Origin of the sequence: Pseudomonas orientalis, from assembly GCF_002934065.1 — a bacterium.
In the GTDB taxonomy this organism is placed as follows: domain Bacteria; phylum Pseudomonadota; class Gammaproteobacteria; order Pseudomonadales; family Pseudomonadaceae; genus Aquipseudomonas; species Aquipseudomonas orientalis_A.
Map to the genome: position 1 here is coordinate 734,896 of NZ_CP018049.1, position 25,903 is coordinate 760,798.

Annotated in this window: 25 protein-coding genes; 9 read left to right on the forward strand and 16 right to left on the reverse strand. The window is 62.9% G+C overall.

Features of this window, described 5'->3' with window-relative positions:
- Positions 1 to 3 precede the first annotated feature (3 nt).
- From BOP93_RS03150 to cpaB, 6 genes are read right to left on the reverse strand one after another with little or no spacing between them, the layout of a single operon-like run.
- Positions 4 to 897: a type II secretion system F family protein gene (locus BOP93_RS03150; RefSeq protein WP_104501516.1), complete on the reverse strand. Its 894-nt coding sequence runs from the start codon at positions 895 to 897 to the stop codon at positions 4 to 6.
- 1 nt (position 898) lies between these two features.
- A complete protein-coding gene (locus BOP93_RS03155; RefSeq protein WP_104501517.1) occupies positions 899 to 1,780 on the reverse strand; it encodes a type II secretion system F family protein in 882 nt (293 codons plus the stop codon).
- Positions 1,781 to 1,799: 19 nt separating this feature from the next.
- Complete coding sequence (locus tag BOP93_RS03160) at positions 1,800 to 3,062, reverse strand: CpaF family protein (RefSeq protein WP_104501518.1); 1,263 nt, start codon at positions 3,060 to 3,062, stop codon at positions 1,800 to 1,802.
- Complete coding sequence (locus BOP93_RS03165; RefSeq protein WP_104501519.1) at positions 3,059 to 4,255, reverse strand: AAA family ATPase; 1,197 nt, start codon at positions 4,253 to 4,255, stop codon at positions 3,059 to 3,061. The genes BOP93_RS03160 and BOP93_RS03165 overlap by 4 nt, the downstream gene beginning before the upstream one ends.
- Positions 4,252 to 5,472 (reverse strand): type II and III secretion system protein family protein, encoded by a 1,221-nt coding sequence (locus tag BOP93_RS03170; RefSeq protein ID WP_104501520.1) that lies wholly within the window; start codon positions 5,470 to 5,472, stop codon positions 4,252 to 4,254. The genes BOP93_RS03165 and BOP93_RS03170 overlap by 4 nt, the downstream gene beginning before the upstream one ends.
- A 15-nt stretch (positions 5,473 to 5,487) precedes the next feature.
- Positions 5,488 to 6,417, reverse strand: coding sequence for a Flp pilus assembly protein CpaB (cpaB, locus tag BOP93_RS03175; protein WP_104501521.1), 930 nt, complete (start codon positions 6,415 to 6,417; stop codon positions 5,488 to 5,490).
- Positions 6,418 to 6,747: 330 nt separating this feature from the next.
- On the opposite strand from cpaB, the gene BOP93_RS03180 reads away from it, so the two are divergent.
- Together BOP93_RS03180 and BOP93_RS03185 are read left to right on the forward strand one after the other, a co-directional pair.
- Positions 6,748 to 6,939: a Flp family type IVb pilin gene (locus BOP93_RS03180; protein WP_104501522.1), complete on the forward strand. Its 192-nt coding sequence runs from the start codon at positions 6,748 to 6,750 to the stop codon at positions 6,937 to 6,939.
- 31 nt (positions 6,940 to 6,970) lie between these two features.
- Entirely contained in the window at positions 6,971 to 7,381 is a 411-nt protein-coding gene (locus BOP93_RS03185) for a response regulator (RefSeq protein ID WP_104501523.1), read from the forward strand.
- Between the two features lie 121 nt (positions 7,382 to 7,502).
- Here the strand turns inward: BOP93_RS03185 and BOP93_RS03190 are convergent, their stop codons facing one another.
- The 4 genes from BOP93_RS03190 to BOP93_RS03205 form a co-directional block, all read right to left on the reverse strand.
- Positions 7,503 to 9,185 carry a ShlB/FhaC/HecB family hemolysin secretion/activation protein gene (locus BOP93_RS03190; RefSeq protein WP_104501524.1) on the reverse strand — a complete coding sequence of 561 codons (1,683 nt, stop codon included), beginning with the start codon at positions 9,183 to 9,185 and terminating at the stop codon, positions 7,503 to 7,505.
- 121 nt (positions 9,186 to 9,306) lie between these two features.
- A complete protein-coding gene (locus tag BOP93_RS03195; RefSeq protein WP_104501525.1) occupies positions 9,307 to 10,875 on the reverse strand; it encodes a collagen-like triple helix repeat-containing protein in 1,569 nt (522 codons plus the stop codon).
- 303 nt (positions 10,876 to 11,178) lie between these two features.
- Positions 11,179 to 12,027 (reverse strand): MaoC family dehydratase, encoded by an 849-nt coding sequence (locus tag BOP93_RS03200; RefSeq protein WP_104501526.1) that lies wholly within the window; start codon positions 12,025 to 12,027, stop codon positions 11,179 to 11,181.
- A 2-nt stretch (positions 12,028 to 12,029) separates the two neighbouring features.
- On the reverse strand, positions 12,030 to 13,382 hold the full coding sequence (locus BOP93_RS03205) for a 3-oxoacyl-ACP reductase (RefSeq protein ID WP_104501527.1): 1,353 nt from the start codon (positions 13,380 to 13,382) through the stop codon (positions 12,030 to 12,032).
- A gap of 105 nt (positions 13,383 to 13,487) precedes the next feature.
- Between BOP93_RS03205 and BOP93_RS03210 the strand changes: the two genes are divergently transcribed.
- Positions 13,488 to 14,765, forward strand: a complete 1,278-nt coding sequence (locus tag BOP93_RS03210) for an acetyl-CoA C-acetyltransferase (protein ID WP_104501528.1) — start codon at positions 13,488 to 13,490, stop codon at positions 14,763 to 14,765.
- A gap of 216 nt (positions 14,766 to 14,981) precedes the next feature.
- Positions 14,982 to 15,878, forward strand: a complete 897-nt coding sequence (locus BOP93_RS03220) for a PA4780 family RIO1-like protein kinase (RefSeq protein WP_104501530.1) — start codon at positions 14,982 to 14,984, stop codon at positions 15,876 to 15,878.
- Between the two features lie 123 nt (positions 15,879 to 16,001).
- Here the strand turns inward: BOP93_RS03220 and cueR are convergent, their stop codons facing one another.
- From cueR to BOP93_RS03235, 3 genes are all read right to left on the reverse strand, one after another.
- On the reverse strand, positions 16,002 to 16,403 hold the full coding sequence (cueR, locus tag BOP93_RS03225; RefSeq protein ID WP_104501531.1) for a Cu(I)-responsive transcriptional regulator: 402 nt from the start codon (positions 16,401 to 16,403) through the stop codon (positions 16,002 to 16,004).
- Positions 16,400 to 18,592, reverse strand: a complete 2,193-nt coding sequence (locus BOP93_RS03230; RefSeq protein ID WP_104501532.1) for a heavy metal translocating P-type ATPase — start codon at positions 18,590 to 18,592, stop codon at positions 16,400 to 16,402. The genes cueR and BOP93_RS03230 overlap by 4 nt, the downstream gene beginning before the upstream one ends.
- A gap of 78 nt (positions 18,593 to 18,670) precedes the next feature.
- The gene (locus tag BOP93_RS03235; RefSeq protein WP_104501533.1) at positions 18,671 to 19,042 is read right to left on the reverse strand and encodes a hypothetical protein; all 372 of its coding nucleotides are present in this window, start codon (positions 19,040 to 19,042) and stop codon (positions 18,671 to 18,673) included.
- 146 nt (positions 19,043 to 19,188) lie between these two features.
- Between BOP93_RS03235 and BOP93_RS03240 the strand changes: the two genes are divergently transcribed.
- A complete protein-coding gene (locus BOP93_RS03240) occupies positions 19,189 to 19,380 on the forward strand; it encodes a heavy-metal-associated domain-containing protein (protein WP_104501534.1) in 192 nt (63 codons plus the stop codon).
- Positions 19,381 to 19,464: 84 nt separating this feature from the next.
- On the forward strand, positions 19,465 to 20,658 hold the full coding sequence (locus BOP93_RS03245; protein ID WP_065894629.1) for a multidrug effflux MFS transporter: 1,194 nt from the start codon (positions 19,465 to 19,467) through the stop codon (positions 20,656 to 20,658).
- Between the two features lie 8 nt (positions 20,659 to 20,666).
- Here the strand turns inward: BOP93_RS03245 and BOP93_RS27565 are convergent, their stop codons facing one another.
- From BOP93_RS27565 to BOP93_RS03255, 3 genes are all read right to left on the reverse strand, one after another.
- Positions 20,667 to 20,840, reverse strand: coding sequence for a hypothetical protein (locus BOP93_RS27565; RefSeq protein ID WP_164420429.1), 174 nt, complete (start codon positions 20,838 to 20,840; stop codon positions 20,667 to 20,669).
- Between the two features lie 145 nt (positions 20,841 to 20,985).
- The gene (locus tag BOP93_RS03250; RefSeq protein ID WP_104501535.1) at positions 20,986 to 21,999 is read right to left on the reverse strand and encodes a zinc-binding alcohol dehydrogenase family protein; all 1,014 of its coding nucleotides are present in this window, start codon (positions 21,997 to 21,999) and stop codon (positions 20,986 to 20,988) included.
- A 139-nt stretch (positions 22,000 to 22,138) separates the two neighbouring features.
- The gene (locus tag BOP93_RS03255) at positions 22,139 to 22,432 is read right to left on the reverse strand and encodes a putative quinol monooxygenase (protein ID WP_104501536.1); all 294 of its coding nucleotides are present in this window, start codon (positions 22,430 to 22,432) and stop codon (positions 22,139 to 22,141) included.
- 117 nt (positions 22,433 to 22,549) lie between these two features.
- Here BOP93_RS03255 and BOP93_RS03260 point away from each other — a divergent pair, with 117 nt between their 5' ends.
- The 3 genes from BOP93_RS03260 to BOP93_RS03270 all read left to right on the forward strand — a co-directional run bounded on the left by BOP93_RS03260 (position 22,550) and on the right by BOP93_RS03270 (position 25,769).
- Entirely contained in the window at positions 22,550 to 23,476 is a 927-nt protein-coding gene (locus BOP93_RS03260; protein WP_104501537.1) for a LysR family transcriptional regulator, read from the forward strand.
- 136 nt (positions 23,477 to 23,612) lie between these two features.
- Entirely contained in the window at positions 23,613 to 24,314 is a 702-nt protein-coding gene (locus BOP93_RS03265; protein WP_104501538.1) for an ArsR/SmtB family transcription factor, read from the forward strand.
- 84 nt (positions 24,315 to 24,398) lie between these two features.
- On the forward strand, positions 24,399 to 25,769 hold the full coding sequence (locus BOP93_RS03270) for an MFS transporter (protein WP_104501539.1): 1,371 nt from the start codon (positions 24,399 to 24,401) through the stop codon (positions 25,767 to 25,769).
- Positions 25,770 to 25,903: the final 134 nt, after the last annotated feature.

Below are 25,903 nucleotides of genomic sequence, written 5' to 3' on the forward strand. Positions count from 1 at the left end.
TCCTCATAAGTTACTCAACGCCCGGGTGATGCCGATGAATGCCGGCCCCCCGAGCACGATCAGCAAGGCGGGAAACAGAAACACCATCATCACCACCGACATCTTCGCCGACATCTTCGACACAAATTCCTGGATGCGGGTCAGGCGCCGGTCGTCGAGCAATTGCTTGAGCGCCAGCAACGATTTCATCGCGCCGGCGCCCTGATGAACCAGTTGCTGGAGGATGATGCAGGTGTCGGTGAACTCGTCCACGGCCAGCAGCCTGGCGGTCTTGCCCAACTCTTCACTGAGCTCAAGGCCGGAGTCGACCCGGCTCAGGATCAGCCGCAATTCATGGGTCAGCGCCGGCAGCAGGCGTTGCGCTTCGATGCTCAATACACGCAGCGCCTGTTCGACCGCCATGCCCGATTCGAACAGGATGCGCAGCAGCGGAATGAACGTCGAGACTTCCTGGGAGATGCGCTGCTGGCGGGCCTTGGCCACGCTGGCCAGGATACGCTTGGGCAGCAGATAGCCGATGCCGAGCGCGATCAGGGGCACCAGCCATGGCGAGTCGCCCTTGGGAAACAGCACCTGCTGAGTGATCAGGGTCACGATCAACAGCAGCACCGGCGTGCCGATCTGGAAGGCGGCGAACATCGAGCGCTGGCTGGCTTTGCGCCAACCCACGCGGTTGAGCAGCGTCTGGGTTTCGTTGTCCAGGCTGACCGAACGTTGCGCCAGCGGGCTGTTGCCCAACTGCCGCATCATCGCACCGAGGCGATGTTCGCGGCCCATCTGCCCTTGCAGGCGCTGGGCAACCAGACGCTGACCACGTCGATGTTTGATCAGGTTGGCCAGCACCAGCGCCAGGGCGGCCAGAAACAACACAGCGCTGATCAGCAGTGAAATAGCCATCTCATACGCTCCGCAACATGCGCCACAGGGTGAAGCAGCCGAGCACCTGCATCATCAGGGCGACGAATAACAGCAGGCGGCCGGTGCCGTCGTTCCACATGGTCATCAGGTAGGCCGGGTTGACCGCCAGGAAATAGCCCACCATCGAAATGGGCAGGGCGGTGAGCACGTAGGCGGTCACCCGGGTTTCGCCGGTCAGGGCGCGTAGCTGGCGCGCGGCTTGCTCGCGCTCGCGGATCATCTTGATCAGGTTTTCCAACAGCTCGCTGGCATTGCCGCCGTAGCGGTGATTGACCTTCAAGCCCAGGGCGAACAGACGGAACTCGTCGCGTTCGTAGAATTCGGCGAAATCGTGGGCGGACTCCGGCAGGCTGACGCCCAGTTGCACGTTGCGCCGGACCCGGCCCATGGCTTTTTTCAGCGGATCTTCGGTCACCTCGATACCGCCCAGCACCGCGTCGGCCAGGGTGCGCCCGGCCTTGAGGCTGCGCACGGTGTGGTCGAGCAACTGCGGCAGTTGCTCGATCATGCGTTTGATCCGGCGTTGGTAACGCCAGGCGATGTACAGGCGCAGCAGCAGGGGCGGCGACAGCAGCATCACCAGCAGGCCGAGCCAGCCGGCGACGATCAACCCCAGCACCACGCCCAGGCCCCAGGCGGTCAGCCACAGGCCCAGGTTGTCACTGGGTTTGCCCAGGCCGGCGCGCAGGAACATGCGCTCCACACCGCTCCACGAATCGCTTTCTTCGACGAGCTGCGGCTGGCCTTCGGCGAGGCGGTCCAGCACGCGCTCGGTCCGGGCGCGGCGCAAGCCGTTCTGGAATGAGCGGACCGACAGGCCGATCAGGATCAGGCAGATGCATAGCAGGATGGCCCCGGTCATGCTCGATTCCCCTCCAGGGCTAGGCCGATTCGCGGCGCAGCTTTTCGCCGGCCGGGTTGAGCGCCTCGCGCACAAAGCCGAAGCCGGTGCGCCGGTCATGGCGGAACAGCGTGTTGGTCACGTACACGTCGTCGCGGATGCCCACCACTTCGACCACTTCGCTGACGCACCGACGGCCGTCCGGCAGACGGGTCAACTGGACCACCACATCCAGCGCTGCGCAGATCATCTGGCGCAGGGTCTTTTCCGCGACCACTCGGCCGGTCAATCCCACCAGGGTTTCCAGGCGCAGCAGGGCATCGGCGGCATTGTTGGCGTGCACGGTGCTCATGGAACCGTCGTGGCCGGTGTTCATTGCGGTGAGGACATCGATCACTTCCACGCCGCGAATTTCGCCGAGGATGATGCGGTCGGGGCGCATGCGCAGGGCGTTGCGGATCAGGTCGCTGGCCTTGACCTCGCCATGGCCCTCGGCATTCGGTGGACGGGTTTCCAGGCGTACGACGTGGGGGTGGGCCAGTTGCAGTTCGGCCACGTCCTCGATGGTGACCAGGCGTTCATGGGGGTTGATCAACTGACTGAGTATGTTCAGCAGTGTGGTTTTACCCGTGCCGGTGCCGCCGCTGATGAGGATGTTGCAACGCTTGCCCACCGCTTCCTGGAAGAAGTCGAAAATGTTCTGGTCAATGGTCTGCATAGCCACCAGATCGCTGCTTTTGAGCATGTCCCTGCGAAATTTTCGAATCGACAGGCACGGCCCGTCCAGGGCAATCGGCGGGATGATCGCATTGACCCGGCTGCCATCGGGCAAGCGTGCATCGACCATCGGCGACGAGGCATCCAGGCGCCGCCCCAGCGGCGCGAGGATGCGCTGCATGACGCGCTCCACATGGTGTGCGTCGATAAAGCGCAGGTCGCTCTGGTGCAGCAGGCCGTCACGCTCGATAAACACCCGGTGCGGGCCATTGACCAGGATTTCGGTGACGGACGGGTCGCGCAGCAGCACTTCCAGCGGGCCGAAACCGGTCAGTTCGTCGACGATTTCTTCGGCCAGGCGCTCCATCTCGTAGCGCGAGATCGCCAGGTGCATGCGGTTGATGTACTCGGCGACTTTGTCGATGACAAATTGCGCCAGGGACTGGCGCGAGCCTTCCAGCAGGTTCTTGCCCGACTCTTCGATGGCATCAATGATGTAGCGATGCAGCACCAGCTTCAGACCGTCGTGGTCGGTGTTGCCACCCTGGCCTCGTGCGGGGGCGCCGAAGAGTTTTTCGCTGGTCATTTATCGGCTCCCAACAAGCGCTCCAGCCAGCGGCTGGGGGATTTTCGATTGGCGTCTTCCGAGCGTTTCGCCAGGCGCTGGCCGAGGGTTTTGAGCGCCTGAGTCAGGGCTTCGCGCGGTGTCAATGCAAACAGGGTTTGCCCCTGGTTCTTGGCGTTCAGCCGGACCTCCGGGCTCAGGGGCAACACGGAAATCACTTCCAGGCCGAAGCTTTTGCTCAAGGCATCGGCGTCCGGCGCGCAGCTTTTGATGTAGCGATCGATCAGCAGTCTGGCATGGTCGAGCTTCATGCCTTTTTCGCGCCACAGGTTCAGTACGGCGAGGTTGCGTCGGCAGTCCAGTACGTTTTGATCGGTGCACCACAGCAGCTTGTCGCAGTGGCTGACAAAGGTGCGCAGAGCCTCGCTGTCCGGCTGGCCGGCAAGGTTCACCACAATGTGCTGGAAGTGCTGGCGCAGTGCACTGAGCAGCATGTAGAGCTCGGCGGCGCTGGTGCGCTCCAGGGGCTCGTCGCCGGGCGCGTAGGCGAGAATGCGCAGGCCGTCTTCGGCCGAGGTGAAGGCGCTGTTGATCAGGGTGGTGTCCAGCCGCCTCAGGTGGCGCAGGGCATCGCCGAAGTTGAACGAGCTTTCCAGGCCCAGCAGCGCCAGGCTGTCACCGCGGGGCAGGCCCAGGTCGAGCAACAGCGTCTGCTGGCCGCTCTTTTGCACCACCAGCGCCAGGTGGCTGGTGAGCAGGGCGCCGTCGGAACTGCTCTGGGTGCCGTAGAGCACCGAGAGGCCGCCCAATTGCGTGTTGGTCGCGACCGGGGGCAGGCGCTTGCTCAAGCGGCGCACCAGCCCGGCGACTTCGCTGGAGCGCGAGCCGTAGGCGACGAAGTCCCGCGCCCCGGCGCGCATGGCATTGAGCACCAACTGGTTGTCCATGCCGTCACCGAGGGCGACGATGGCCAGCATCGGCTTGGCTTCCAGGGCGCCTTCGATCAGCGCGCTCTGGGCCACCAGATGCTCGCGGTCAAGGCCGATGAATACCAGGCTGGCGAAGGTCACATCGACCAGCGCCAGCAATTCATCGAGGGTGCCGCTGCCGGCGCTGACCACTTGGCCCAGAGGCGCCAGGGCGCCCTGCAACCACTCCAGGTCGGTGGTATTGCGGGTGATTGCCAGGAACGTCTGGCTCAGGCTATCGCTCATTGGGACAGCCCGTTGAGCCGGTCGAAATTGCCGTTTTCCAAGAAGAACAGGCGGTACCAGTTCGGGTCGTAGTTGCGCATTCTTTCACCGGGCAACGACGGCAACTGGGCGTTGGCTGCCAGCGGTTGCACCAGGTGCGGCGTGACGATCATCAGCAACTCCTTGTCTTCGCGCTTGACCGAGGAATCGCGAAAGAACGCCCCCAGGATCGGAATGTCACCCAGGCCGGGAAACTTGCCGATGTTGGTGGTGGTGTTGCTGCTGATCAGGCCGCTGATCACAAAGCTTTCGCCATCGGCCAGGGACACGCTGGTGTCGGTGCGGCGGATGGTCAGGGCCGGCACGCGGATATTTTCGATGACCACGGCGTTGGTGTAGTCGAGCTCGCTGACCTCTGGCGCCACCTTGAGCGAAATGCGGTTACGGTCGATCACGGTCGGGGTGAGGGTCAGGCGGATGCCGAATTCCTTGTACTCGATCGAGATGGTGTCGCTGCCGCTGCTCGGCACCGGCACCGGTATTTCCCCCCCGGCGAGGAAGGTTGCGCTTTGCCCGCTCATGGCCACCAGGCTTGGCCGGGCGAGGGTGTAGGCGAAGCCGCTGCTTTCCAGGGCATTGATCATCGCCGAAACGCGACCACCGCCAAAGCCGATATTGAAGTTGTCCGCGCTCACCGGCAGTTTAAAGGTGCTGGGTGTGGGGAACAGCAAGTTCGGGCTGCCGAGGAAAAAGTTGTTGCCGATGCCGAGGATCTTGGTGCTGGCCTCCTTGAGTTTGGTACGGCTGACTTCGACGAAGCGGATATCGGTCTGGACCTGGCTGGGCAGCAGCGGATCATCGGCCGGCGACAGCGACAGACTGGTCAAGGCGGTATTGGCCTTGCCCTTGACGAAGACCATGCTCTGGCGCGGCGTGGTGGAACAGGCGGTCCAGACCATCAGGCTGGTGGTGCCGGGGCCGACGCCGGTAAGCAGGAAGGTTCGGTCGCCATTGAGATGAACGTCGGCGATTTTCGGATCGCCAATGGCCAGGCGCGTGATCGCTACCGGCGATTGCAACTCCTGTTGCAGGCCCTCGCCGACCGACAACGCGGCGGGCAATTGTCCAAGGCTGGCGCAATTGCCCTGAGCGGCCACGGCCAGGCTCATGGACAGGTGCGACAGCAGCAGGGCGCAGGCGATTTTCAGCGTGAACACCGGTACGAAACGTCGGTTCATGCACAGCATCCTTGTTCAGTCGGGTGTTTGTTGGGTTGCCTGATTGCCACGGATCACCTCGACACCGGCGCGGCGCGGGGCCCCGCTCTGGGCTACTTTTCTGGGGGCCTGGGCCAAGGCCAGTTGCGTGAACTGATAAAGGTCGCGGTTAGCGTTCTGCAGGTTGCCCGGCGCGTCGCCTTCGCCGGCCCAGTAGCGGCTCAGCAGACGCTCGTCGGCGCTGCGCACGGCCAGGCGCAGGGTGCCGGCCTGGGTGGCCAGCATCAGCCGGCTCAACAGCTGTTCGGGCACGGCCAGCACCACCGTGCGCGAGGGGGCTTGGCGTTGAGCTCTCTCTTCGGCAGTCAGCGCACGAGGAGACGCTGGGGTGCCGTCGTTGGTCAGGCCCATCTGGTCGCCGACGCTCAGCAGGCGCATGGCGGGGATCACCACCTGAGCCGATTGTTCAAGGTTGGCGGCGTCCTGGCGCAGGTACAGCAGCACGTCCACATAGTCGCCGGGGCTCAACTGGCCGGCGGCGCCAATCACTTCATCGACGGCCACGGCCAGGGCGCGTTCATCGGCACGGATCATGCGTGCCAGCGGCCCGCCGGCGGTGAAGCTTTCATCGTTCAACCAACTGCCGGCGCTGAGCGCCCGCCACGGTGTGCGGCCGATGGCCTGCTCGACATTGCTCAGGCTGCCGGCCGGTACCGTGCGCAGCTTCTCGATGCTCAGATCAGCGGCAACCAGGGCAACGAAGGGGGGCACATCGTGGGCCAGGACGACGACCGATTGACGGGTCTGGTCTTCTACAACGGCAACGGCTTGTTCGGCGGGAGCAGCCGCTGGCGGCGGTGGCGGAGCCGGGGCGGGCTCACGGCTCAGGACCAATCCCCAGTAGCCGGCAAACAGCGCACCGACCAGTAACACACCGGCCAGTACCATGCTCAGACGCGTGTTCATGACGGCTCTCCTTTTCCTGTTGCACGACAGCCTATCTATCCAAAAGGCTAATTTCGCAATCCGGCTGCTATGAACAGTGACTAACTATTTCGCTATTTGACGGTAGTTCAGCTAGGACGAAATGCCATTACTGACAGAAAGATTTCTTAGGGCTGTAGGCTGAATCCTTTGAAAAGCGCGCATTTACGGCGTCAGAAAAGCACCTACTACTTTATGACTAATCAGTTCTTACAGTTGTGAGGCCGGGCTTTGTTGGCAATGCTCAAGTGGCACATCGCAATTACCGTGCGGTACCGGAATTAAGGCGCCAATCGCCTGAGGAGAAGTGTTATGGTCCTTGCTCTGCTGATGAAGCTTTACGTTCAACTTCAATTGTTGTTTCATCGTAAAGACGGCGCGACAGCAATCGAATACCTCATTCTTGTGGCGATTGTAGCGCTGGTTATACTCGCCGCCGGGACAACGCTGGGGCCGCAGATCACTGCCTTCTTTACCAGGATCGGTACAGCAATTTCCCCTTGAGTTCCCGTTGTTGATTGGTCAGGACGTGCCCATGAATGTTGCTGCATCTCCAAGCCAACTAACCCGCCAACAAATCCTGCTGGTGGACGACGAAGAGGATGCCCTCGTTGAACTGGCGGAGTCGCTGGAGAACGAGGGCTTCGTTTGTTTTACCGCCACCTCCGTGACATTCGCCCTGCAGGAACTCACCCTGCACCCCGATATCGCCCTGGTCATCACCGACCTGCGCATGCCCGAGGAAAGCGGGATTTCCTTGATCAAGCGCCTGCGCGAACACACTTCTCGCTCCCACCTGCCGGTGATCGTGATGTCTGGCCATGCCGAGATGGATGACGTCAGCGACATGCTGCGCCTGCAGGTGCTGGACCTGTTTCGCAAGCCCATCTATCTGGTGCGGCTGATCGATACGCTCAACAGTCTTTTCCCCCGGACAATTCATTAACTGTAGGTGTAGCAGCGAGCTTGCTCGCGAAGAACGTCAAGGCGACGCGGGGAACCTGGATGCCTGCGTCATCGTTAGCGTTCTTCGCGAGCAAGCTCGCTCCTACAGGGATGTTTGGCGTTTACAGTTGATAGCTGAAGCTCAGCGTATACCGCGCTCGCCGGTTGAAGCTGTCCAGGGCGATGTCCGACATCGGCTTGGCGGCCTCCAGGGCGATGTTGTAGTACTTGTTATCGCCAAAGCGCAGACCCACCGCCGCCGAGGACATGTCTCCGGCCTTGACCGGCAGGTCGTTGAACCAGGCCCTGGCGCGGTCGAGCACCACGTAGGGTTGCAGCACCTTCAGCCAATTGCCGGCGCGGTTGAAGCTGTAGTTGACCTCGTACGCCACACCCCATCCCTTGTCGCCCGAGCCCTGGTCGTCGGGGTAGCCACGGCCGAAGTTCTGCCCGCCAAACGTGGCGCGTTCGCTGTCGGGAAGGCTGTTGTCGCTCCAGTAGAGCGCGCCTGAAAGCACGCCTTGCCAGTTGTCGAAGAACTTGTCGCTTTGCACGCCGGACAGGCGCAGGCGGAAGAAGTCGAGGTCCGGTGTGGCCACGTCCAGATCACTGCGCGCCTTGGCGCCCACACTGTCGATGCCGTGATACAGGCCGCCGGTGAGGATTCGCAGCTGTCGCGCGTCGGCCTTGCGCCAGTCGCCCTCGAACGCCAGGGCACGCAGGTTGGATTCGATATCGAAGCGCAGCGGGTAGCCCATCAGTTTGTAGCGGGTGGTCTGGTCCACCGCGTACAGGCGCGTGCCCAGGGTGAGTGACTCGGTGGGCGAGGCAATGAAGGGATGGCTCAGGCCGATGGAGTAGCGATCGATCGACTGATGGGGCTTGAGTTCGAAGCCGCCGTCCAGTTGCACACGGCTGTGGGGATCGGCGCGATAACGCTCTGCGGCGAGTGCCAGCTGGGTGCCCTCGGCATTGATGAACTGGTTGTAGTCCACCCGGTAGTAGTGCTCTTTGTCCTCGCCCGGTGGGAACAGGCCACTGACGCTCAACTGTTCGCCCAGGGCGGTTTGCGCATGGCTGGTGGCGCTGAGCAAAGCTTGGGTGCCGCCCCGGCTTTTCTGCACCAGGCTCATGCTGGTGGTGAAGGGCTTGCGGCTGGCCTGGATCTGCATGTGCGTGGCGCCATCGGTGGTGCCCGGCGGCGGCACTTGCGCCTGTACGGTGAGGCCGGGGATGCGGCTCATCAGGGTGGTGTAGCGCTCGAAGGTCTTGCGCGTGAGGGGGCGTTCGGCGAGGAGCTGTTGCGCCAGTTTGTCGACATAGGCCGACACCGCACCGACATCGCCGGTTTGCTGGTAATCCTTGATGTAGCCTTCCACCAGTACCACGCGGACCAGGCCGTTTTCGAAGGTCTGTTGCGGCAGGAACGCGTAGGACAACAGGTAGCCGTCCTGCTGATAGCGGCGGGTGATGCCTCGGGTGGCTTCGATCAATTGCGCAAGATTGGTCTCGTGGCCAATCAGCGGTGCATAGGCCTGGGCCGTCTCGGTGAGCGGATAGATCGTGCCGCCTTCGATCTGCAGTTTGCGAATGGTCACGCTGGTGTCCATCAACAGGGGCTGGCCGGCGGTGGGCTGCGCTTCAGGCACCTGGGTTTGCGGCGTGGCCGGTCGATAGGCGTCGGCAGGCAGGTTGGGTACCGGCAAGGTGCGGATGGTGTCATTGCTGTTGAGGAAGGTGGGAAGGGTCTCGGCCTGGGCGTAAGCACTGAGGGTCAGCAGGAACAACGGCGTGAACACGCGCATGGGACACTCCTTGGTCAACTGCGGCAGCCCAGCAAAAAGACGAGAGACTGACTCCGTGTCTCTCGTCTCAACCAAGCGCAGGCGCCGCAGGGGAGACCGTCTAATCGGCCAGGTGCATTTTCTATCTGCCGGTCAGGCCGTTCACCAAACCGCCCAGGCCTCCGGTTGTTGCAGTGCCGCCGGTGCCGCCTGTGACCAGGCCGCCCACCGAGCCTACCGTATTGCCCACGGCGGTTACGGTGGTGCCCAGGGTCGTGGTGACCGGGTTGGCGCTGGCTGTGCTCAGGTTAGTGCCCAGGCTGCTGACGGCGCCGCCGACTTGAGTCACCAGGCCGTTGACCGGAGCACCGACGCCGGTGGTGGTGCCGATGTTTTGCGTCACTGTGGTGACGCCGGAGGTCACCGGGTTCAAGGCTGCGCCGACGTTGGCGGTCACGGTTGCGACCGGGGCGGTGGCGCCGGTGTTGGCGACACCCGTGCCACCCAGTACGGTGCCCACCGAGGCAATGGTGTTGCCCAATGCGCCGCCGGTCACACCGGCTGCACTGACGGTGCCGTTGGTGTTGCCGACGTTGAGGCCGGTGCCTGCGTTGTTCACCAGGCCGCCGACCAGCTCCGGTATACCGGGGGCTGCGGCGCCGCCGGTGGGCGCGACATAGCCGCCGGACTGGTCGAGCGTGCCGCGGACGCCCGTCAGCACGTTGCCGACAAGCGTGGTCACAGGGTTGCCGGTACCGCCGGTGCTGGCGACCTGGGTGCCGAGGCCGGTGACGGCGGCGCCCACTTTGCCCACCAGGCCGTTGACAGGCCTACCCAGGCCTGTGGCATTGCCGAGGTTGCCGGTGGTGTTTTCCACCAGTGAAACCACCGGCACCAGTACCCTGCGGTTCACGTTGCCGGTCAGGGAGCCCAAGGGACCGGTGGTGCTGGCGGTGCTGAGGGTATCGCCGAGCATTGTCACGGCAGTGCCCACGTTATCCACCACACCACCGACTGCGCCGCCCACGCCGCCGGTCAGACCGCCGACGACGGGGACACCGCCGAGGGTGGTCGACAGCGATCGGCCGGTGGTCGACAGGCCACCGCCCACATCGGACACGCCGTTGCCGACACCCGCGACAGTGATGCCCAGCGAGTTACGGCGGGTGCCCAGTGAGCCCAGGCCACGGGTGACGCCGGTGCCGATGCTGGTGACGGCGGTGCCGGCCGAAGTGACCAGGCCGCCTGCCGTCGTGCCGACAATGGGGACACCGTTCAAGGTCGAACCGAGATCACCCACCGCTGCGCCCACATTGCCCACGGTGGTGCCGAGGGTGCCGGCGATCCGGCCAGTGACGAGCGGAGTGGCTGTCGAACCTGTTTCGCCGCCAGTGCCGCCACCTGTGCCTCCGCCAGTGCCACCACCGGTACCGCCGCCAGTGCCGTCGCCTGTACCACCACCGGTACCGCCACCCGTGCCGCCGCCTGTACCTCCACCGGTACCACCACCCGTGCTGCCTCCGGTACCATCGCCAGAGCCGCCGCCGGTGCCACCCCCCGTACCGCCACCGGCACCTGCGCCAGCATCCGGCGACGACGCCGCCACGCTTGATTTGTGTCCGCCACCACCGCTGCTGCAGCCGCCGAGGCTCATTGCCAGAATCAACGCCAGTGCGGTACTTGCTTTCCAGAACACGACTTGAGTTTTCATGATTGAGTTCCTTGCACCAGGTACAACCTTGGTTGTTTCAAACGTTCGCCGTTTCTTCGGCCAGCGATACGTTTGTCCGTGTGATTAATCACAGACCTGGGTCGGTTTTCTCGCAACGCTCAACTTCGTATTAACGATTTATATACATAAGGTCTTAGTCGGCTTAAGCGCTAATACAAACGGTATAATGTGTAGAAGTTCAGTAATTATAATTTATGAAAATCAATAAGTTGAATAAAAAAAAGCGGACCCGGGCGGGTCCGCTATAACTTAAGGTGTATATATACAATTAAACAGTGGGCTTCAGGCAATCGGTTGCCACTTCCCGAGCATATGCTCAATAGCCCCTGCGCCATTCAGCACTAACTCGCCACTTGAACCGGCGCCGCTGGTCATCAGTATCACTTCACCGGGCAGGCGTACGGGTTTTTTGAATTCAACTTCAATGTCGACATTGGCGAGCGGAAGGTGTTGGTCCAGCGCCGCCAGAGTGCGGGCCTTGTTCCATAACCCGTGAGCGATGGCCTGGGGGAAGCCGAACAGTTTGGCCGTCGGTGCGCTGAGATGAATCGGATTGTAATCGCCGGACACGCGGGCATAACGTCGACCGATATCAGCCGGGGCTTTCCAACGGGACAGCTCGCTGAGGGGCGTGTGCACCGACAACCCATGCTCCACGGTCTCGCCCTCAAGCTTCACACCACGGCATAACATTGTGCTTTGGGCTTCCCAGAGCAGCCCCAGGGCGTCCTCGACCACGGTCATCAGGTCAAAGGTCGCGCCCTTGGCATGAGGCTTGAGATTGCAGGTGTACACGCCGACGGTCAGCTCACTCACACCGCCCAGGGGCCGATGGACGCGAATGCGGTTGCTCAGGTGAATCAGCCCCAGCAACGGGAATGCAAAGGTCTTGTCGGTCAGCAATTGCATCTGCAGGCCGAACGCCAGGATGTGCGGATAAGTCGCCGGCAGCATCGGGCTGTCGGCAAACCCGCAGACCTTGCGGTACGCCGCGACAGCCGTGGGATCGACGCGCACCTGGCAACGCAGGCCATGTTCGGGCAGTGCGCTGCCGGTGATCTTGCGCTTGAGTGCCGCGCGCCAGTACAGCGGCGGTAGAAACGGTGTGCTGTCCACTGTCTGCCATTGCATAGTCACGCTCCCAGAAGACTCTGCCCGCACACCCGCAGTGCCTGGCCGCTGACGGCACCCGAGCCCGGCTGGCTCAGCCAGGCCACGGCTTCGGCCACGTCCTGCGGCACGCCGCCCTGGCCCAGCGAACTCATGCGCCGGCCGGCCTCGCGCAGGGCGAACGGAATATGCGCGGTCATCTGTGTTTCGATAAAACCGGGTGCGACGGCGTTGATGCTGATCCCACGGGTTTTCAGCAGCGGTGCCCATGCCTGGGCCAAGCCGATCAGCCCGGCCTTGCTCGCGGCATAGTTGGTCTGCCCGCGATTGCCGGCGATGCCGCTGATGGAGGCCAGCAGCACCACGCGGGCGTTGTCGTGCAGGGTGCCGCTGTCGAGCAGTGCCTGGGTCAGCACCTGCGGCGCATTGAGATTGACCGCCAGCACGGCGTCCCAGTATTCCGGGGTCATGTTGGCCAGGGTCTTGTCGCGGGTGATACCGGCGTTGTGCACCAGGATATCGAGGCCGTCGGGCAAGTGTTCGATCAACTGCGCGGCGGCGTCCTCGGTGCAGATATCCAGCGTAAGGGTGCGCGCGTTCAAGCGTGCGGCCAGGGCGTCAAGGTCGGCCTTGGCTTGGGGCACATCCAGCAGGATCACCTCGGCGCCATCGCGCGCCAGGGTCTCGGCGATGGACGCGCCAATACCCCGGGCAGCGCCGGTCACCAGCGCCTTGCGCCCGGCCAGCGGGCGCGTCCAATCCTCGACCGGCGTGGCGCAGGCTTCCAGGCGAATCACTTGCCCTGAGATATAGGCGCTCTTGGGGGACAGGAAAAACCGCAACGCGCCTTCCAGTTGGTCTTCGGCACCCTCGCCCACGTACAGCAACTGCAACACACCGCCGCTGCGCAATTCCTTGGCCAGGGAGCGGCTGAACCCCTCCAGGGCGCGCTGGGCGCTGGCGGCGAACGGGTCGCTGAGGCTTTCCGGCGCGCGGCCAAGAATCACCAGGTGTGCGCTGGGGGCGAGGTTTTTCAGCAATGGCTGGAAGAATTCGCGCAGCTGCTTGAGCTGGTCGGTGTGTTGCAAGTCACTGGCGTCGAACACCACGGCCTTGAGTTTGGGACCGTGCCCGGGAATCCACGCCGGCGCGTCCAGCGTCTGGGCGCCATAGCTGTACAACGCATCGGTGAGTTTGTTGGCAAACGGCAGGATTTTATTCGCCAGCGCGCCGCCGCCCAGCAGCAGTGCGCCTTCCACCGGGCGCAGGCGCCCGGCTTGCCAGCGTTCCAGGCGTACCGGTGACGGCAGGCCAAGGGCGGCGACCAGGCGATGGCCGAGGCTGGAGTTGGCGAAGTCGATATAACGGTCAGACATGGAACGCTCTCCGAAGACTGGGGTTCAAAGGGTTGACCATCCCAGGGTAGCAGTCGTTCGACTAGGCTCAGTGATCAAGCCCATAACAGACAGAGGGAGCTTTCCATGACTCAATTGCGCCGTGTGGCGATCATTGGCGGTAATCGCATTCCCTTCGCCCGCTCCAATGGCCCCTACGCCACGGCCAGTAACCAGGCAATGCTCACCGCCGCCCTGGAGGGCCTGATCGAACGTTTCAACCTGCACGGCCTGCGCATCGGCGAGGTGGCGGCCGGCGCGGTGCTCAAGCATTCCCGCGACTTCAATCTCACCCGCGAATGCGTGCTCGGCTCGCGCCTGTCGCCGCAAACCCCGGCCTACGATGTGCAGCAAGCCTGCGGCACCGGGCTGGAGGCCGCCTTGCTGGTGGCCAACAAGATTGCCCTGGGCCAGATCGAATGCGGCATTGCCGGTGGGGTGGACACCACCTCCGATGCGCCGATTGGGGTCAATGAAGGCTTGCGCAAGCTGTTGCTGCAAGCCAACCGCAGCAAGTCCATGGCGGATAAGCTTAAAGTCCTGTTACAACTTCGTCCGCATCACCTCAAGCCGCAGCTGCCGCGCAACGGTGAACCGCGCACCGGGTTGTCCATGGGCCAGCATTGCGAGCTGATGGCGCAGACCTGGCAGATCCCCCGCGCCGAGCAGGACCAGCTTGCCCTTGAGAGCCACCGGAACATGGCCGCCGCCTACGCCGAAGGCTGGCACAACGATTTGCTCACGCCGTTTCTGGGCCTTACCCGCGACAACAACCTGCGCCCTGACCTAAGCCTGGAAAAACTTGCTGCGCTCAAGCCCGCGTTCGAACGCAGTGAAAAAGGCACGCTCACCGCCGGCAACTCCACGCCGCTGACCGACGGCGCCTCGCTGGTGCTGCTGGGCAGCGAGGCTTGGGCCAGGGAGCGCGGTTTGCCGATCCTCGCGTACCTGCGCGACGGCGAAGCGGCGGCGGTGGATTTCGTCAATGGTGCAGAAGGCCTGCTGATGGCGCCGGTGTACGCCGTCCCGCGTTTGTTGGCGAGGAATGGCCTGACGCTGCAGGACTTCGATTACTACGAGATCCACGAAGCGTTCGCTGCCCAAGTGTTGTGCACGCTCAAGGCCTGGGAAGATGCCGATTACTGCAAAACGCGCCTGGGCCTGGAGGCGCCGTTGGGCGCCATCGACCGCAGCCGTCTCAACGTCAAGGGCAGTTCACTGGCCGCCGGGCATCCGTTTGCCGCGACCGGTGGGCGCATTGTCGCAAGCCTGGCCAAGTTGCTGGATGCGGCGGGCAAAGGCCGTGGCTTGATTTCGATCTGCGCGGCGGGGGGGCAGGGCGTGACGGCGATCATTGAACGATGAACGAGGCTTGACGAATCCCCCTTGCAGGAGCGAGCGTGCTCGCGAAAGATGTCATGGATAACGCGTGCATCCTGGATAAACGCGTTGCCTTTGAGTTCTTCGCGAGCAAGCTCGCTCCTGCAGGAAATTGCGGTAGCCTCTCCCTCCAACGAGTGGATTGCCGTATAACGAGTGCCACACGCGTGTTTGGTAATACAGGACCCACAATAAAAGCTGATGAAGACTCCTAAACGCATTGAACCCCTGATCGAAGACGGTCTGGTCGACGAAGTGCTGCGCCCACTCATGAGTGGTAAAGAAGCAGCTGTTTATGTGGTGCGCTGCGGCAACGAATTGCGTTGCGCCAAGGTTTACAAGGAGGCGAATAAACGAAGTTTTCGTCAGGCGTCCGAATACCAGGAAGGCCGCAAGGTCCGTAACAGCCGTCAGGCCCGGGCCATGGCCAAGGGCTCCAAGTTCGGCAAGAAAGAAACCGAAGATGCCTGGCAGAACGCCGAAGTGGCGGCGTTGTTCCGCCTGGCCGGGGCGGGCGTTCGCGTGCCCAAGCCGTACGACTTTCTCGAAGGCGTGCTGTTGATGGAGCTGGTGGCCGACGAGTACGGCGATGCGGCGCCGCGTCTGAACGACGTGACGCTGGAGCCGGACCAGGCGCGCGAATACCACGCCTTCCTGATTTCCCAGATCGTGCTGATGCTGTGTACCGGGCTGGTGCACGGTGACCTGTCCGAGTTCAACGTACTGCTCACGCCGACCGGCCCTGTGATCATCGACCTGCCCCAGGCGGTGGATGCGGCGGGTAACAACCACGCGTTCAACATGCTGGAGCGGGACGTGGGCAACATGGCTTCCTACTTCGGGCGCTTTGCCCCGGAGCTGAAGAAGACCAAGTACGCCAAGGAAATGTGGGCGTTGTACGAAGCCGGCACCTTGCACCCAGCCAGTATCCTGACCGGTGAGTTCGACGAGCCGGAAGAACTGGCGGACGTGGGCGGTGTGATCCGCGAGATCGAAGCGGCGCGGTTGGACGAAGAGCGCAAGCAAGCGATTCGTGCGGCGGACGATGCGCCATCGACCAAGACGGCAGAAGAACCGCTGCCGCCCTGGATGCAGTAACCTTCGGGTAGATGAAAATCAAAGTGTGGGAGGGGGCTTGCCCCCGATGGCGGTGTGTCAATCAACACATGCCTGGCTGACAAACTGCCAGCCCCCTCCCACATTGGATTTATTTGCAACCAGTCAGGCGCAGCACTTGCCTGAAGCCAACTCCTTGAGAATCGGACAATCCGGCCGGTGGTCGCCCTGGCAGTGTTCCACCAGGTCCTGCAACGTATCGCGCAGTTGCTCAAACTCGCGAATCTTCTGATTCAGCTCCTCGACATGCTGGCGCGCCAGGGCTTTCACGTCGGCGCTGGCGCGCTGGCGGTCCTGCCACAAGGTCAGCAACTTGCCGACTTCTTCAAGTGAAAACCCCAGGTCCCGCGAGCGTTTGATAAACGCCAGGGTGTGCAGGTCGTCTGCACTGAAGAGGCGATAACCACTCTCGGTGCGATGAGCGGCCTTGAGCAGGCCGATGGATTCGTAGTAGCGAATCATTTTCGCGCTCAGCCCGCTTTGGCGAGCGGCTTGGCCGATATTCATGGACGTTGATCCTCCAGGTCCTTGGGTTTCCAGGTTTTCAGCAGCAGCGCATTGCTCACCACACTGACGCTGGACAACGCCATCGCTGCGCCTGCCAATACCGGGTTGAGCAGGCCGAAGGCCGCCAGCGGGATGCCGATCAAGTTATACACAAAGGCCCAGAACAGGTTCTGGCGAATTTTTGCGTAGGTCTTGCGGCTGATCTCCAGGGCCGCCGGCACCAGGCGCGGGTCGCCGCGCATCAGGGTGATGCCGGCGGCGTGCATGGCCACGTCGGTGCCGCCGCCCATGGCGATGCCGATATCGGCCGCAGCCAGGGCCGGTGCGTCGTTGATGCCGTCGCCGACCATGGCCACCACCCCGGTTTTTTTCAGGGCGGTCACGGTGGCGGCTTTGTCGGCGGGCAGCACTTCGGCGTGGACATCGTCGATACCCAGGACCTCTGCGACCACTCGCGCGCTGCCGCGATTATCGCCGGTGAGCAGGTGGCTGCTGATGTGCTGGGCCTTGAGTTGCTGCACGGCGTGCAGTGCGCCGGGCTTGAGCGTGTCGCCAAACGCGAACAGCCCCAGCACGCGCGGATGTGCGCCTTGTTCGATCAGCCAGGACAGGGTGCGACCTTCGGCTTCCCATTCAGTCGCGCGCTGACTCAGCGGGCCAGCGTCAAGGCCGGTTTCTTCCAGCAGACGTCGATTGCCCAGGGCCAGTTGCCGGCCGTCCAGGGTGCCGGCGATACCGCGTCCGGTCAGGGACTGGCTGGCACTGACGTCGGCCGGGTGCAGCCCCTGTTCATCACAGGCATCCAGCACCGCCTTGGCCAGCGGGTGCTCGCTGCCGCGCTGCAGGGCTCCCGCCTGTTGCAGCAGGCGCGAGGTGTTGCCGTCCACCGCCGCCAGATGGGCGATTCTCGGCGCGCCCGAGGTGAGGGTGCCGGTCTTGTCGAACACCACGGCGCTCACCGCATGGGCATGCTCCAGTGCCTCGGCGTCCTTGATCAGAATGCCATGGCGCGCAGCGACGCCGGTGCCGGCCATGATTGCCGTCGGCGTCGCCAGGCCCAGGGCGCACGGGCAGGCGATCACCAGCACCGCGACCGCGTTGATGATTGCGCTCTCCAGGGGCGCGCCGTACAGCCACCAGCCCGCGAGGGTGAGCAACGCCACTACCAGCACCGTCGGGACGAAGACCTGGCTGACTTTATCCACCAGTTTCTGGATCGGTGCCTTGGCGGCCTGGGCGTCCTCGACCAGGCGGATGATCCGGGCCAACACGCTTTCCGCGCCCAGGGCCTGGGTACGCACCAGCAGGCGACCTTCACCGTTGATCGCGCCGCCGGTGACCCGGTCGCCCGGTTGTTTCGGCACCGGCAGGCTTTCGCCGCTGATCAGCGCTTCGTCGGCATGGCTTTGGCCATCGACAACTTCGCCGTCTACCGGGAAGCGTTCGCCTGGCTGGACCCGTACCAGGTCACCGAGCTTGAGCGCAGTGATGGCGACCTCTTCCTCACGGCCCTCCAACACGCGCACCGCCCGCTCGGGGCGCAAGGCTTCGAGGGCACGAATGGCGCTGGCGGTCTGGCGCTTGGCGCGGCTCTCCAGGTATTTACCCAGCAGCACCAGTGCGATCACCACGGCCGAGGCTTCGAAATACAAATGCGGAGCGGGCCGGGTAAGCCATTGATAAACGCTCAGGCCGTAACCGGCACTGGTGCCGATCGCCACCAGCAGGTCCATATTGCCCGCGCCGGCGCGCACGGCTTTCCAGGCGGCCCGGTAAAAACGCGCACCGAGGATAAATTGCACCGGTGTCGCCAGGGCGAACTGCACCCAGGCGGGAAGCATCCAGTGCAGGCCGAAGGGTTCGACCAGCATCGGCAGCACGAGGGGCAATGCCAGCACGATCGCCAGTATCAGCGCCCAGCGTTCGCGGTGCAGGTGCCGGACTTGATCGGCCTGGGTGGCGGTGTCGGCCTCGGGCAGGCTGGCGGTGTAGCCGGCTTTGTCGACGGCGGCGATCAGCACGCCGGGGTCCATCTGGCCGATTACCTCAATGTGGGCGCGTTCATTGGCCAGGTTGACGCTGGCACGTTGCACCCCCGGCACCTTGCCCAGCGCACGCTCCACACGGCCGGCGCAACTGGCGCAGGTCATGCCGCCGATGGGCAGGTCAAAGGTGGTGGTTCCATTCATGGGGCAGTCCTCCGGAAGACAGTGCCCCCAGCATCAACCTTGACCTGTGGGTAAGGTCAAGCGTCTTTAAATCTTAGCTTAATAGCCCAGCTCGGCCGCTTTGAGGTACATGCCGTCCGGGCCCTGGGCGATCCGCAGCTTGCGCACGTCGCCGGCCTTGAGCGTGATGTTCTGGGAGGGCGGGGCGAGCATGCCGGGCAGACAGCCCGGCGATTGCCCCGGCAGCAGTTTCAGGCGCAGTGACACATTGCCGGCCGGCAGGTTGAATGAAGTGGACTCCTCCTGAAACAGGCGGCCGGCCAGTTGATCCTGGATGTACAGACCGATTTCACAGGTGGTCGGCACTTCCAGGCGCTCCCGGGAAATGATCAGCACCGCGTAGTCTTCAGCGGCGGGCGCAACAGCAGAAAAACTCATCAGGCCGGCAAGGGCAAAAAACGACCAGCGCATGGCGAATGCTCCGTGGGTCACATCGATAAAGTTGAAGCTTGGCCGACGTCGCCGCCGAATACCAGCCCGGCCGACGTTTCTGAAACTTGACCTTGCCATCGTGGCAAGGTCGAGACTGGGTTCAACCTCATCCAAGGAGTCTTGTCATGCAAATATTCAATGTTGAAGGAATGACCTGCGGCCATTGCGTTCGGGCGGTGACCCAGGCCGTGCAGAGCCGGGATGCAGATGCCGAGGTCACGGTCGATCTTGCGGCGAAGCAGGTCAGGGTGCAAAGCCAACTGGAGCGCGAAGCGATCGCACAGTTGATCAAGGAAGAAGGCTACACCGTCGTCTGATTTTAATAGTTAGCGAGCTATCTTAATGTTCAAGGCACCCAAGCGCGGCTAGACTGTCGGGCTGCCGACTCACTTGGGTGCCTGATGAACCTTCGCATTATTCTGATCCTCGGCGCCTTGAGCGCCTTTGCGCCGTTGGCGATCGACTTTTACCTGCCGGGCTTTCCGGCCATCGCGAGCGCTTTTGCCACCGACGAAAAACATGTCCAACTGACCCTGGCGGTGTATTTCGCGGGGTTGGCCATCGGCCAATTGATCTACGGCCCGCTGGCCGACCGCTTCGGCCGGCGCGTGCCGCTGCTCAGCGGTGTGACGCTGTTTACCCTCGCGTCCTTCGCCTGTGCCTATGCGCCGTCCCTGGAATGGCTGATCGGTGCGCGTTTCGTGCAGGCGCTCGGCGGTTGCGCGGGCATGGTGATTTCGCGGGCGGTGGTGAGTGACAAATGCGACGCCGTGGGCTCGGCCAAGGTGTATTCGCAATTGATGCTGGTCACGGGTCTGGCACCCATCCTTGCGCCGCTGGCGGGTGGGCTGATGGTGGGGCTGTGGGGCTGGCAGTCGATTTTCCTGGCGCTGTCGCTGTTCAGCGTGATGGCAGCCATTGCGGTGGCGGTGGGTTTACCGGAAACCTTTCCGGCGCATCAGCCGCGCCAGCCGTTGTCCGGCTCGTTGCGCCGCTACGGCGCGCTGTTGTCGGACCGGGTTTACCTGGGCTACGCCCTGACCGGTGGCATCTCGATTGCGGGGATGTTTGCCTATATCGCCGGTTCACCGTTCGTGTTCATCAAACTGTATGGCGTGCCCGCCGAGCATTACGGCTGGCTGTTCGGTTCCAATGCCGCCGGTTTTATCCTGGTGGCGCAGTTGAATGCGCGGTTACTGGCCAAACGCGGCCCGGCGTTTCTGCTCTCGCGTACGGTGTGGGTTTACGTGGCGGCGGCGCTGACGCTGCTTGGGATTGCAGCGCTGCGCACCGAAGCCCTGTGGCCGTTGCTGGTACCGTTGTTTATCTGTATCGCCAGCCTGGGTTGCATTCTGCCCAACACCTCGGCGTGCGCCATGAACGGGCAAGGCGCGCGCGCCGGCAGCGCCTCGGCCTTGCTCGGGTGCATTCAATTTGGTGTGGCGGCGGGGGCGGCATCGTTGGTCGGGGTGTTGCACGACGGCACGGCCATGCCGATGGCGATGGTCATCAGCCTGTGTGGGGTGCTGGCGGTGACGATTGCGATGGCGACTCTGCGCCTGCAACGGGCAAGGGCCGCGCAGGCGCAGGTCTGAAGAGCCGATCAGCCGGCGGCGCGTTGCTGGCTGAGTGGAAAGCGGTGGGGGGCCTGGATGCGGGCTTGCAAGGTGTCGGCAAAGGCACGGGCCTCGGCTTCGGTGTGAAAAATAATCGACCGCTGGTCCAGGCGGACCTCCCACTGGGATTTTTTTGCTAACGCTTTTATCAGGATCTTCATTGCTGACTTCCTCACGTAAAAGAATCGTGGCAAAGGCGGCCAATATAAACCCGTATGCGCTCACAGAGATGACAAAGGTCAACTCTCGGACTAATGGTGTCGTCCATTACTTACATAAGTAACAGACGACACTGACAGCCGTTTTCTAGAACCCCTCTAACACGATCTTGCCCTTGGCCTTGCCGCTTTCCAGCAGCGCATGGGCACGGCGCAGGTTCGCCGCATTGATCACGCCGAAGTGCTCGCCGAGTGTGGTTTTCAAGGTGCCGGCGTCGATCAGCGCGGCCACGCGGTTGAGCAGGTTGTGCTGCTCGATCATGTCCGGGGTCTCGAACATCGAGCGGGTGTACATGAACTCCCAGTGCAGCGACAGGCTCTTGCGCTTGAGCGAGCTCACGTCCAGCGCCTTGGGGTCGTCGATCAACGCCAGCTTGCCCTGGGGCTGCAGGGCTTCTACCAGTTGCTCCAGGTGCAGGTCGGTCTGGGTCAGGCTGGCGACGTGGGTCACTTGCGGGTGACCGGCGTGTTTGAGTGCCTCGCTCAGCGGCTGGCTATGGTCGATCACCAGGTCGGCGCCCAGAGCCTTGGCCCATTCCTGGGTCTCCGGGCGCGACGCGGTGCCGATGACTTTCAGCGCGGTGAGCTGGCTGGCCAGTTGGGTCAGGATCGAACCCACGCCGCCCGCTGCGCCGACAATCAGCAAGCTCTGGCCCAGGTCCTGTTTGCCTTCGGGTATCTGCAGACGTTCGAACAGCAGCTCCCAGGCGGTGATGGCGGTCAATGGCAGCGCGGCGGCTTCGGCGAAGCCCAGGCTCTTGGGCATATGGCCGACGATGCGTTCGTCCACGGTGTGCAATTGGCTGTTGCCGCCCGGGCGAACCAGGGAGCCGGCATAGAACACCTTGTCACCGGTCTTGAACAGCGTCACTTCGCTGCCGACCGCCTTGACCACGCCGGCCACGTCCCAGCCGAGCACCTTGGCGTCGCCGTTTTCCGGAGCGACGTTCTGGCGCACCTTGGTGTCCACCGGGTTGACCGAGATGGCTTTGACTTCCACCAGCAGGTCACGCGGCCCGGCGACGGGTTCGGGCAGTTCGATGTCTTGCAGGGCGTTCACGTCGCTGATGGGCAGGGAGGTGTAATAGGCGATGGCTTTCATGATTTCTCCAAGTAAATGCGGTCAATGCAGGCGCGAGCTTGCTCGCGAAAATCGTTAGCGAGGACGCAATACTTCTGGTTGAACACGTCGTTCTTGCGTTTTTCGCGAGCAAGCTCGCTCCTACAGAAAAAGGGGGTGGTCAGGCGAGAAACTTCAGGCGCTTGAGTTCGAAGTGTTCGATCACGTCGGCGGCCTGGGTCCGGAACGCCTGGATATGCGCACTCTGGTCGTGGTCGGCCAGGGCCGCGTCATCACTCCAGCGCTCGAGCATGTAGAACGTCTCGGGATGTTGCAGATCCTGGTGCAGGTCGTACTGCTCACAACCGGCTTCCAGGCGAGTCGGCTCAAGCAGACCGCGCAGCAGGGTTTCCAGGGTGGCCTGTTGGCCGGGCTTGGCGATCAGCGTGGCGATCACGTTAAAGGCGGTAGACATATCAACTCCTGGTCGATAGGGAACGGGATGGCCAGATGATTGGCTATTTCCAGCACGGATAAAAGCGGCTAAAACAAAGGTCTGTTTCAATAGAAAATTGATAATTGGCGGAAATTGATGCTGCGCTTTGATGATTTGCAGTTGTTTGTTCGGGCAGCGGACCTGGGCAGTTTGTCGGCCGCCGCGCGCGTGATGGACCTGTCCCCGGCGGTCGCCAGCGCCGCGTTGAAGCGCATAGAGCAACAATTGGGCACGCGCCTGCTGGCACGTTCCACCCGCAGCCTGCGCTTGACCGCCGAAGGCGAGGGTTTTCTCACCTACGCCCGCGTCGCGTTGAGTTCGTTGGATGAAGGGCGACGCCTGCTGGCCAGTGGGCAGGACCATGTCAGCGGCATGCTGCAACTGTCGGCGCCTTCGGATTTCGGTCGCAACCTGCTGTTGCCCTGGCTGGATGACTTCCAGCGTGAATACCCGCAACTGAGCGTGCGCCTGTTGCTGGGGGATCGCATTGCCGACCTGTACCGCCAGCCGGTGGACATCGCCTTGCGCTATGGCGAACCCGAGGATTCCAGCCTGGTTGCGCTGCCCATCGCGCCGGAAAATATCCGGGTGCTGTGCGCGGCGCCCAGTTATCTGGCCCGCCACGGCGAACCGCGGCATCTGGAGCAACTGGCCCAGCACAATTGCCTGCTCTACATGCTCGCTGACCGGGTACACGACCATTGGCGTTTTTATGACGGCAAGCGCGAGGTCAGCCTGACGGTTTCCGGTGATCGCGTCAGCGACGACGCCGACGTGGTGCGCCGCTGGGCGGTGGCGGGTGTCGGCATTGCCTACAAGTCCTGGCTGGATGTGAGTACCGACGTCGTGGCCGGGCGTCTGCGCCTGATCCTGCCGGAGCTGCGCGGTGAGCGTACCCCGCTCAACCTGCTGTGCGCGCACCGTGCGCAGTTGAGCAAGCCCGTCAACTTGCTGCGGGAAATGCTCGTGTCCCGTTGTGCGACATTGACGGCACAACTGTCGGAGCGATTCGCTGCGAAGTAACGGCCTCCAGCAAAGCAGGACATTTCACTCAAGTGCTGTCCGTATCCAGGCTGTAAGACGTCATGGAACCGGCTGTTTTGGCCCCTATACTTTGGCGCCAACCGCAGCAGAAAAACGGTTCAACGGGAGTCGAAAGATGGAACAGGCACCATGTATCAGTCGTATCGCCAGCTTGCTTGCCGAGCCCAAGCGCACCGCAATGCTGTGGGCATTGATGGACGGTTCGGCGAAGTCTTCAGAGGAGTTGGCGACGTTCGCCGGGCTGTCGCCGGCGTCGGCCAATGCCCATTTGGCGCGGTTGACCGGCAGCGGCCTGCTGCGGGTCGAAGCGCGGCGGGGCAAACGGCTGTTTCGCGTGGCGGCGGCCGATGTCAGTGCCGCCATCGACGCGCTGGCGACGACCACCATGGCGAGTGCGACGCGCACTGCACCGGATGTTCAGCTCCCCGCGTTGCAGGCCCCGCCGCTGGTGCGTCGCGCCCGCGTGTGCCACGACCACCTCGGCGGTGAACTGGCGGCCGGGCTGTACCAACGGATGGCGCAGGCAGGCTGGATCCAGCGCTATGAGCAACGTACCGAAGTGACGGTCAAGGGCACCCGGCATTTGGCGGAGCTGGGTATTTTCATCCAGGCAATCTCCTCGCCGTTGGTGTGTGACTGTTTCGACTGGAGCCAGCAGCAACCGCATGTCGGCGGTGCGCTCGGCGCGGGGCTGTTGCGGCTGTTTTTGCAGTCGAACTGGGTAAGTGCCATCGGTGAGTCCCGGGCCTTGTCTGTCAGCGATGCCGGGCTTGTGCAAATCAACCGGTTGGCCGCATTGCAGGAGCGTCGTTCCTAGTTTCGGTCAGGTCGCATCCAGCAATCGCCAGGGCAGACGATGCCGCACACTCGACCAGGGGTTTTTCACACTTGGGGGTGGGGCATGGGGATGCAGGGCTATAGCGCAGCAGAGCGGCTGGAACGGTTGCCCATCAGTGGTTACCACCGAATCATTTTCATCATCATTGCCCTGGCGTTTTTCTTCGACTCCATGGACCTGGCGATGATGACGTTTCTATTGGGCTCGATCAAAACCGAGTTCGGCCTGAATACGGCCCAGGCCGGGTTGCTGGCCAGCTCAAGCTTTTTCGGCATGGTGGTCGGCGCTTCGCTCTCCGGAATGCTCGCCGATCGCTTCGGGCGCAAGCCGGTGTTTCAGTGGAGCATCGTGTTGTGGGGCGTCGCCAGTTACTTGTGCTCCACGGCGCAGACGGTCGAGACGCTGACCCTGTTTCGCATCCTGCTGGGCATTGGCATGGGCATGGAGTTTCCGATCGCACAGTCGATGTTGTCGGAGCTGATTCCGGCAAAGCGACGCGGGCGGTATATCGCGCTGATGGATGGTTTTTGGCCGCTGGGTTTTGTCGCTGCCGGCGTGCTGTCTTACTTCCTGCTGCCGGTGGTGGGTTGGCGCGACATCTTCCTGGTGCTGGCGGTGCCGGCGATATTTGTGCTGGCCATCCGGTTTTTTATTCCGGAGTCGCCGCGCTGGCTGGAACAGGCCGGGCGCCACGAGGCGGCGGACAAGGTGTTGCTGGGCATCGAGCAAAAGGTGCGCGATTCCCTCGGAGGAGCCGACTTGCCGCAGCCCGTTGCCTTGCCGCGGGTGGCGAGTACGCCGGGGACGTTCTTCTCGGCCTTCCAGCAGTTGTGGTCGGTTCAGTACCGTCAACGCACGATGATGATCTGGAGCGTGTGGTTCTTTGCCCTGCTCGGGTTCTACGGACTGACGTCGTGGTTGAGTGCGTTGCTGCAGCAGTCAGGCTTTGCAGTGACGCAATCGGTGTATTACACGGTCATCATTTCCCTGGGCGGGATCCCCGGTTTCCTGATGGCGGCGTGGCTGGTCGAGCGCTGGGGACGTAAGCCGGTGTGCGTGGTGACGTTGCTGGGCGGCGGGGTGATGGCGTTTTTGTATGGGCAAAGCGCGGTGTTCGGCGGCAATGTCGGGCTGCTGGTTACGACCGGTTTGTTGATGCAGTTCTTCCTGTTTGGCATGTGGGCGGTGTTGTACACCTATACGCCGGAGCTGTATCCGACCTCGGCGCGCGCAACGGGGTCCGGGTTTGCCTCGGCGATTGGTCGCGTGGGGTCATTGCTGGGGCCACTGGTCACCGGGATGGTGTTTCCAATAACCGGGCAGGGCGGGGTGTTTGCCTTGGGCGCGCTGTGTTTTGCGGTGGCGGCGCTGGTGGTGTGGGTGTTCGGGATGGAGACCAAGGGCAAAACGTTGGAGGAGTTGTCTGAAGTCTGACAGACAACATTAAGCCCCTGTGGGAGGGGGCTTGCCCCCGATAGCGGTGTATCAGTCAATACATGTCTGTCTGACAGACTGCAATCGGGGGCAAGCCCCCTCCCACATTTAGCCTTCATTCATTCAGTAAATAG